9 protein-coding genes are annotated in these 8,547 nt (G+C 39.0%); 8 read left to right on the top strand and 1 reads right to left on the bottom strand.

Annotated elements, in window-relative coordinates; genetic code table 11:
• The first annotated feature begins 1 nt into the window (after position 1).
• A complete protein-coding gene (locus tag V4T18_RS05500) occupies positions 2–787 on the top strand; it encodes an enoyl-CoA hydratase/isomerase family protein (RefSeq protein ID WP_332647381.1) in 786 nt (261 codons plus the stop codon).
• A 50-nt stretch (positions 788–837) separates the two neighbouring features.
• A complete protein-coding gene (locus tag V4T18_RS05505; protein WP_332647384.1) occupies positions 838–1,983 on the top strand; it encodes an acyl-CoA dehydrogenase family protein in 1,146 nt (381 codons plus the stop codon).
• 55 nt (positions 1,984–2,038) lie between these two features.
• Here the strand turns inward: V4T18_RS05505 and V4T18_RS05510 are convergent, their stop codons facing one another.
• Positions 2,039–2,164 carry a hypothetical protein gene (locus V4T18_RS05510; RefSeq protein WP_332646081.1) on the bottom strand — a complete coding sequence of 42 codons (126 nt, stop codon included), beginning with the start codon at positions 2,162–2,164 and terminating at the stop codon, positions 2,039–2,041.
• Between the two features lie 177 nt (positions 2,165–2,341).
• Here V4T18_RS05510 and V4T18_RS05515 point away from each other — a divergent pair, with 177 nt between their 5' ends.
• From V4T18_RS05515 to V4T18_RS05540, 6 genes are all read left to right on the top strand, one after another.
• Complete coding sequence (locus V4T18_RS05515) at positions 2,342–3,484, top strand: CaiB/BaiF CoA transferase family protein (RefSeq protein ID WP_332647387.1); 1,143 nt, start codon at positions 2,342–2,344, stop codon at positions 3,482–3,484.
• A 103-nt stretch (positions 3,485–3,587) separates the two neighbouring features.
• Positions 3,588–4,742 carry a thiolase family protein gene (locus V4T18_RS05520; RefSeq protein ID WP_332647390.1) on the top strand — a complete coding sequence of 385 codons (1,155 nt, stop codon included), beginning with the start codon at positions 3,588–3,590 and terminating at the stop codon, positions 4,740–4,742.
• 63 nt (positions 4,743–4,805) lie between these two features.
• Positions 4,806–6,440, top strand: a complete 1,635-nt coding sequence (locus V4T18_RS05525) for an acyl-CoA synthetase (RefSeq protein WP_332647391.1) — start codon at positions 4,806–4,808, stop codon at positions 6,438–6,440.
• A 7-nt stretch (positions 6,441–6,447) separates the two neighbouring features.
• Entirely contained in the window at positions 6,448–6,735 is a 288-nt protein-coding gene (locus V4T18_RS05530; RefSeq protein WP_332647393.1) for a hypothetical protein, read from the top strand.
• Between the two features lie 23 nt (positions 6,736–6,758).
• Complete coding sequence (locus V4T18_RS05535; RefSeq protein WP_332647396.1) at positions 6,759–7,925, top strand: IS256 family transposase; 1,167 nt, start codon at positions 6,759–6,761, stop codon at positions 7,923–7,925.
• A 238-nt stretch (positions 7,926–8,163) separates the two neighbouring features.
• The coding region (locus V4T18_RS05540) for a hypothetical protein (RefSeq protein ID WP_332647398.1) at positions 8,164–8,547 on the top strand (384 nt) is incomplete at its 3' end.

Here is an 8,547-nt window from a genome sequence, read left to right on the forward strand (position 1 = left end):
AATGACACAATTCATTCACTATACGCATGAAAATAGTGTGGCAGTCGTAACAATTGATAATCCGCCAATGAATGTGCTGAGTAATCAGGTAGTAGCGGAACTTGAAGAGGTGTTTACAGAGCTTGCTCATAATGAAAGCGTCAATGTCATTATTTTAACAGGGGCTGGAGAAAAAGCATTTATGGCAGGCGCTGATATTAAAGAATTCCCGGAGCTCATTACTAAGACACGGGAGGAAATTATAGCGACCAATTTAAAAACAAACGCAGTCTTAACGTACATTTCCAATATACCAAAGCCAACGATCGCCCTTTTAAATGGCTATACGTTTGGCGGCGGCTGCGAGTTATCACTAGCTTGTGATATGCGTATTGCTGAAGAGCTCACTCAAATTGGCTTACCAGAAGTCAAACTAGGCTTGTTTCCTGGCGGAGGAGGTACACAGCGATTACCACGCTTAATAGGCCCAGCAAAGGCGAAGGAGCTAATGTTTGTAGGCGATCCTATTTTAGCGGAGGAGGCATTAAAGCTTGGTTTAGTGAATGGAGTTGTACCAAACGGTGAGGGACTAAATGCAACGATGAAACTAGCAACAAAAATCGCTAGTTATTCATTAGAGGCACTCAGTCGTATTAAACAAAGTGTGAATGATGGAGTAGATTTGCCATTAACAAAAGGCTTGGAGCTAGAAGCCAACTTATTTGCCGACATATTTGCAACAGAAGATGCGAAAGAAGGCATACAAGCATTTTTAGAAAAACGAAAGCCTAGTTTTTCGAATAAATAACACATCACAAAATTACAATCCTTAAATTAATGTACACGGAGGTATGTCAAATGATCGCATTAAAAGTGAAAAATGAGCATGAAATTTTTCGTGAGTCGCTTCGAAAGTTTTTAGCAAAAGAGGCTTTACCTCATTTTCAACAATGGGAAGCTGAGAAAAGTATTCCAAAAAGCTTCTGGAAAAAGCTTGGGGAGCAAGGATTTTTATGCCCTTGGGCAGATGAAGAATACGGGGGAGTGAATGCAGATTTTCTTTATTCGATTATCGTTCACGAGGAATTAGAAAGTATTGGCACAGGGATGGTCGGCATTGGCTTGCATAATGACATTGCTGCCCCGTACATTCATGATTTCGGCACTGAGGAACAGAGAAATCGTTGGATTCCTGGCTGTGTCAGCGGGGAATATATTACAGCCATTGCGATGACCGAGCCAGGAGCTGGATCTGATTTAGCAAACATCCGGACAACAGCGATCAAGGACGGGAACAACTATATTATTAACGGAGAAAAAACGTTTATTACAAACGGCTACTCAGCGGATTTAGTCATTGTTGCCTGCAAAACAAATCCAAAAGCAGAGCCTGGCTACAAAGGGATTAGCCTGTTCGTTATAGAAGCAGGCACACCTGGTTTTACAAAGGGTAAAAAACTCGATAAAGTTGGACAGCACTCAAATGACACATGTGAGCTAATTTTCGAAGATGTACGAGTATCGGCAGATCAATTACTTGGCGAAGAAAATCATGGTTTCTATTATTTAATGAAAAACTTGCAGCAGGAGCGCTTAATAGTAGCTATTTCAGCGATTAAATCAGCAGAAATTATGCTAGATATTACAATGAACTACACGAAAAAACGGACAGCATTCGGTAGTCCTATATCTGCATTTCAAAATACGCAATTTAAGTTAGCTGAAATGGCAACTGAAATCTCAATTGGCAGAAATTATGTAGATAATTTAGTCATGAAGCATATGAACGGCGAAGATATTGTAACAGAAGTATCGATGGCAAAATGGTGGATTAGCGATTTAGCTAAACGAGTTTCGGTAGAATGTATGCAATTACATGGTGGATATGGATATATGGAAGAATATGAGATTGCAAGACGTTTCCGTGATACGGCGGTTACATCGATTTATGCAGGAACAAATGAAGTGATGAAACACATTATTGCTAAAAAAATGGGTCTGTAGCTAACGGTAATTCCAATTATTAATAGTGGTTATAGATGTGTTGATTATACAAATACTAGTAGATCATAAACGTGCTTTTTAGTGAAATGATTAATAAAAAGGCGCTTGCTCGTTGATTGGAGCGAAGGCGACTCGACTCCAGCAGGAACAGCACGAGCTGAAAATCCATTTCTTTCGGCATTAGCCGAAAGAAATTAGTTGAAGCCGTGCCTGCGGAAAGCGAGTCAGCCGTAGCGGAAATCAACGTATTCCAATTTTCTCTTTAACAATAAGAGGTAAATTAACACGCGTGTAGTGGTTAGTATTTTGAATTATATTTTATAGAAGAAACTCTTTCTATAAAAGGAAGGTGAATGTGATGTCATTACCATTAGACAATATTAAGATATTGGATTTAAGCAGATTATTACCGGGTCCTTATTGTACACAAGTATTAGCGGATTTTGGTGCGGATGTTATTAAAATCGAGGAGCCTAAACTAGGCGATTATATGCGTTGGGAAAGCGAAAAGCTAGATGATGCGGGTGGTGCAATGTTTCATTCGCTAAATCGAAATAAACGTAGTATTACACTCGATTTAAAAAGTGATGACGGAAAGCAAATTTTCAAAGAGTTAGTGAAAACAGCGGATGTTGTATTAGAATCATTTCGACCAGGCGTAATGGAACGACTAGGCCTAAGCTATGAAGTGTTAAATGAAATTAACGAAAAACTTATTTATTGTGCAATTACAGGGTTTGGGCAAACAGGACCCTACAAAAATATGCCAGGACATGATGTGAACTTTGTAAGTTATGCCGGCATTATGGAGTTACAAGGAGAGGAAACGGGGAAACCGATCTTATCCTCGGTTCAAATAGCTGATATCGCAGGTGGTGCCCAGCAAGCGATTACGGGCATTTTATTAGCACTATTTGAACGGACTGTTTCAGGAAAAGGACAATTTGTTGATATTTCTATGTTAGATGGATCGGTTTCGTTATTACAAACAACATTACCCCAATATTTAGTAACGAATGAAGTACCGAAGCGTGGCCAACTCGATTTAAGTGGAGGTTTAGCATGCTACAGTATTTATAGGACAAAGGATAACCGCCATATATCTGTTGGAGCATTTGAAAAGAAGTTTTGGAGATCGTTTTGTCAGGTTATTGGAGAAGAGAGCTTTATTGAGCAATCCAATGCACCGAGTGATATACAACAAAAAATGCGTACACGTATTCAGGAGATCCTGCTTGAAAAAACGCTAGCAGAATGGATGACAGCACTTCAACATTTAGAAACCTGTGTCTCCCCAATTCTAACCTTTGATGAAGTGGTGGAAGATCCGCAAATCCAAGACCGAGATATGATTATCGATATCACGCATGAGAACGGCTCTGTAAAGCAAATTGGTATACCTATTAAACTATCTCGAACACCAGCTTCAATTCGTACAAGTGCACCTAAATTAGGAGAGCATAATAACCAAATTATTGGTGAGTTACGTATATCACAATAATAGCAGCACATGCTGTAAAACTAGTGGACTTTGAAATAAAAGTTGGGAGGCAGCTTGAAAAAGATAGCCAAATTCAATCATGAATCAGAGTGGAGGAACTATTATGAGAGAGGTTTACATTGTAGAGGCTGTGAGAACGGCAGTAGGGAAAAGAAAGGGAGCCCTAGCGTCTATACGACCAGATGAAATGGTAGCAAAAACAATAAAAGAGCTAGTGAAAAAAGCGAATATAGACCCTGCAGAAGTAGAAGACGTCATTTTAGGCTGCGTACATCAAGTTGAAGAGCAAAGTATAAATATTGCACGTTCAGCTGCGCTTATCGCAGATTTACCAATTGAAGTTCCAGGCACAACGATCGATCGTCAATGCGGCTCAGGACAGCAAGCTATACATTTTGCGACACAGGCTATTATGTGTGGGGATATGGATGTAGTTATTGCAGGTGGTGTAGAGAGTATGTCACGTGTTCCGTTCGGTTCAACTAGAAAAGAGACTGGCTGGAGTGAAGAGTTGACGTCCAAATATGAAATTATTCACCAAGGAGTTTCTGCCGAGCGAATTGCAGATCAATGGGGATTCTCTCGTGAGGACTTGGACAAATTCTCCGTAGAAAGTCATCGTCGAGCGCTGCATGCTAGGGAGCAAGGTTTCTTCTCTGATGAAATTATGCCTTTAGAAGTCACATTGGATGATGGTACAACCGCAATTGTAAAGGATGATGAAGGACCAAGAAAGGAAACGACACTAGAAGCGTTAGCCAATTTAAAGCCGGCCTTCCAAGAGGACGGGAAAATTCATGCTGGTAATTCTAGTCAAATGAGTGATGGAGCAGCGGTGCTATTGCTTATGTCAAAGGAAAAGGCAGAAGAGCTTGGTGTGAAACCGAGATTTAAAATCATTGCTAGAACAGTGATTGGTTCCGATCCTACGCTTATGTTAACTGGCCCGATTGAGGCAACACGCAAAGTATTAAAGAAAGCAGGGTTAACCCTAGATGAGATGGATATTTACGAGGTGAATGAAGCATTTGCACCTGTTCCATTAGCATGGCTAAAGGATTTAGAGGCGGATCCGAATAAATTAAACCCGAACGGAGGTGCTATTGCCTTAGGTCATCCGTTAGGTGCAACAGGAGCACGTATTATGATTTCAATGATGCACGAATTAGAAAGAATAGGCGGACGATACGGGCTGCAAGCTATTTGTGAAGGAGCAGGCATGGCAAATGCAACAATCATTGAACGAGTAATAGAGTAGAAAGCTAGCCAGAAGGTGATGTTTTTATTCAAGTAAAATAGCCTAGATAAGGAGCGTGTACAAATGAACTATAACCAGTATTATGATGACTTTTCTTGGACAGAGGTTTTCGAACAATACGACTGGAATCCAAAAGAAAAATTCAACTTGGCACACGAATGCTGTGATAAATGGGCGGATGACCCGAATAGAATAGCAATTTATTGGCATGATGAAGATGGAAACAGAGATACATGGACATATAGTCGTTTAAGAGAAGCATCGAATCGGATGGCTAATTTACTAAAGTACAATGGGATAAAAAAGGGCGATAAAGTAAGTGGATTACTTGGCAAGGACATGGAACTAATTATCACCATCTTAGCTACATGGAAAATAGGCGCTGTGTATGTTCCTTTATTTACAGCGTTTGGTCCTGATGCTATTTTACACAGAATAAATAATGCTGAATGCAAGCTATTAGTGACCAATTACGAACAGCATAATAAAATAAAAGATTCCGACCTTAATATTGGGATTATTAGGATAGATGAAGTATATGATAAAGGGCTAAATTTTTGGGATTATTTAAATACGTTTTCATCCATTCACGAAACAGAGCCTACAAGTGAAAATGATCCATGTGTTATTCAATATACTTCGGGCTCTACAGGACTTCCTAAAGGGGCAGTATGGGCACATAAAATATTATACAGTGAATATGCATTATTTAAATATGGAATGGGCATAAGTGAGGATGATATTGTTTTTGGTGGTCCAGATTTAGGGTGGGCGCACGGATTAATGAATTGTACGTTAGGTCCCTTGAATTTGGGTATTTCAAACGTTGTCTATAAAGGATCCTTTGATGTGGAAAACTTATATCGCATATGGGAAGAATATAAGGTTACTAATGTTTTATATTCTCCTACAGCATTTCGTATGATGCTAAATAGTGGGGTGGATCGTATTAAAAAATACAATCTAAAAGTAAAGAAGTTTAGTAGCGCTGGTGAAACGCTTAATACAGATTTAGTGGAGTTTGTTGAACAAGCATTCAACGCAAAAATTTGTGATTTATACGGTTCAACAGAAGCAGGTATGATAATTGCAAATTATCATGGTCTTGATGTTCCTATTAAACCGGGGTCTATGGGACGTGTCGTACCTGGATATGAGGTCAAGCTTGTAAATAGTGAAGGCGAAGAAGTAAAAGATGGCGAAGTGGGAGAAATTATATTAGATGCCAAGCAGATTCCTTTTTTCTGCTTAGGATATTTCAAAAACGAGGAAAAGTTTAATGAAAAAGTGATTAATGACCATTTCTATACGGGAGATTTAGCGATAAGAGATCAGGATGGCTACTATTGGTATAAAGGTCGTGCAGATGATGTTATATCAAGTGCGGGGTATAGAATAGGCCCTGTTGAAATCGAAGCGTGTCTTTTAGAGCATCCTTTAGTGGGAGAGGCGGCCGTTATTGGAAAACCCGATCCTGTAAAAGGCGAAATCGTAAAAGCGTATGTAAAATTGATTAATCCAGCTGATGAGAATGAATCGCTCAAAGACGAGTTGAGTGTATTTGTCAAAAATAAGCTATCAAAACACCAATATCCTAAGGAAATTGAGTTTATACAAGAATTACCCAAAACTACTAGTGGCAAAATTCAAAGATATATTTTAAAAAAGAGAAATGAATTAGTAGATCATAATATGTGAGTGCTTAATGGATCTACCTTGGAGTCGTATCCGAACACAAGCGTGTGCTATCCGCACAAAAGAGAGTGGTATGCGAACAAAAGGAGCAGCCATCCGAACAAAAGCAGCGGCTATGCGCACAAAAGGAAGTCGTATCCGAACAAAAGGAGCGGCTATCCGCACAAAAGAGACGTATCCGAACGAAAGAAGTGTGTATCCGCACAAAAGAAGTCGTATGCGATTAAGTCCATATAATTGTGTAAAAAGAAAGAGTCATTTTTATTCCTCTTGGACAGAATGTTTTCAACCACGATAAACATTAGAAAAGAGGATGTAAAAATGACTCAATTACAGTTTAGCCTAGACATGGATGTTTTAAAAGAATCAGTTATGAATTCTAATATTGAAACGGTTATAAAATCAGCTATTGTTCTTGTGTTAAATGAATTTATGGAAAAAGAACGTGATGAGTATTTACAAGCAACTTCATATGAACGTTCAACTGAGCGTCGTGATTACCGTAACGGATATTATGAACGCGATTTAACGATGAGTATTGGAAAGCTGACACTTAAAGTACCTAGAACACGAAATGGTGAGTTTTCGCCATCGGTCTTTGAAAAGTATGCCCGCTGTGATCAAGCATTCGTTCTATCGATGTTAGAAATGGTGGTAAACGGAGTTTCTACTAGAAAAGTTACACACATAGTTGAACAACTTTGTGGTGAAAATGTCTCGAAATCTTTTGTGTCCTCATTAACACAAAAACTAGATCCTATTATGAACGAATGGGCCAATCGGTCATTAAATACAACCTATTATCCTTATGTCTTTGTAGATGCAATGTACATTAAAGTTCGTGAGCATCAGAGTGTTGTTTCTAAAGCTATTTATATCGCAACCGCTATTACTGAAGATGATAAAAGAGAAATACTTGGATTAAGTGTTGATCACGTTGAAAGTTATGAAAGTTGGAGTCGTTTTTTTCAACACCTTAAATCTCGTGGTCTTCAATCACCTAAGCTTATTATTTCTGATGCTCATCAAGGGTTACAGAAAGCTATACAACGTGAATTCATTGGGACATCATGGCAAAGATGTAATGTACATTTTAAACGTAATATTTTTGATAAGCTCCCTAAAAAGGACTCTACAGAAATACGTTTTATGATTAAACGTGTTTTTGAAGCCATTACAGTCGAGGATATTCGTAAGTTTAAGGATGAGTTAATGGAACAATTCTCAGGTATTTCGAAGTATGAAAAGGCTCTTCAAATCCTGGATGAAGGGTTCGAAGATACCATTCAATACATGAATTTCCCAGAGCCAATTCGCAAACATATTCGAAGTACAAATTCACTTGAACGTTTAAATCAAGAAGTACGAAGACGAGAAACTGTCATACGTATATTCCCCAATACACAATCTGCATTTCGCCTAGTGGGAGCAGTGCTAATGGAATATCAAAAAACGAATTATGAAAAAAGAAAATCACTCTCAAAATGATAAATAATTTTTCGTCAGTCATTAACTTCCATTCCAGGGATTGTTTCATATTCAGTAAAGGCTATCAAAGTGAAAAGAGCCTTTGACAGCCTTTACTGAATATGAACGCTTTCCCCCAGGAAGTTAAGGCCGAAAAAGTGTTAGGAATGGGGTGGTTATTCACCGCAATATGAACTTGTAATTTAAGGTTGAAAACATTCTAAAAGTAATTTACACAATATTAAGGACTTGACTTCGTATGCGAACAAAAGTAGCGGTTATGCGCACAAAAGAGACGTATCCGAACAAGAGCAGTAGCTATCCGAACAAAAGCAGTGTGTATCCGCACAAAAGGAGAGGTTATCCGCACAAAAGAAGTCGTATGCGAACAAAAGGAGCGGCTATCCGCACAAAAGGAAGACGTATGCGAACAAAAGCAGTGTGTATCCGAACAAAAGTAGCAGCTATGCGCACAAAAGAAGTCGTATCCGAACAAAAGCAGCGGCTATCCGCACAAAAGAGACGCATCCGCACAAAAGAGAGTCGTATGCGAACAAAAGGAGCAGCCATCCGAACAAAAGCAGCGGCTATCCGCACAAAAGAGACGCATCCGCACAAAAGCAGTGTGTATCCGCACAAAAGG

The sequence above is a fragment of the Lysinibacillus sp. 54212 genome, assembly GCF_036662795.1.
In the GTDB taxonomy this organism is placed as follows: Bacteria; Bacillota; Bacilli; order Bacillales_A; family Planococcaceae; genus Lysinibacillus_B.

Coding starts and splice junctions, on each gene's coding strand:
- V4T18_RS05500 (WP_332647381.1), top strand. CDS start 2: ATGACACAATTCATTCACTATACGCATGAAAATAGTGTGGCAGTCGTA.
- V4T18_RS05505 (WP_332647384.1), top strand. CDS start 838: ATGATCGCATTAAAAGTGAAAAATGAGCATGAAATTTTTCGTGAGTCG.
- V4T18_RS05510 (WP_332646081.1), bottom strand. CDS start 2,164: ATGCCGAAAGAAATGGATTTTCAGCTCGTGCTGTTCCTGCTGGAGTCG.
- V4T18_RS05515 (WP_332647387.1), top strand. CDS start 2,342: ATGTCATTACCATTAGACAATATTAAGATATTGGATTTAAGCAGATTA.
- V4T18_RS05520 (WP_332647390.1), top strand. CDS start 3,588: ATGAGAGAGGTTTACATTGTAGAGGCTGTGAGAACGGCAGTAGGGAAA.
- V4T18_RS05525 (WP_332647391.1), top strand. CDS start 4,806: ATGAACTATAACCAGTATTATGATGACTTTTCTTGGACAGAGGTTTTC.
- V4T18_RS05530 (WP_332647393.1), top strand. CDS start 6,448: ATGGATCTACCTTGGAGTCGTATCCGAACACAAGCGTGTGCTATCCGC.
- V4T18_RS05535 (WP_332647396.1), top strand. CDS start 6,759: ATGACTCAATTACAGTTTAGCCTAGACATGGATGTTTTAAAAGAATCA.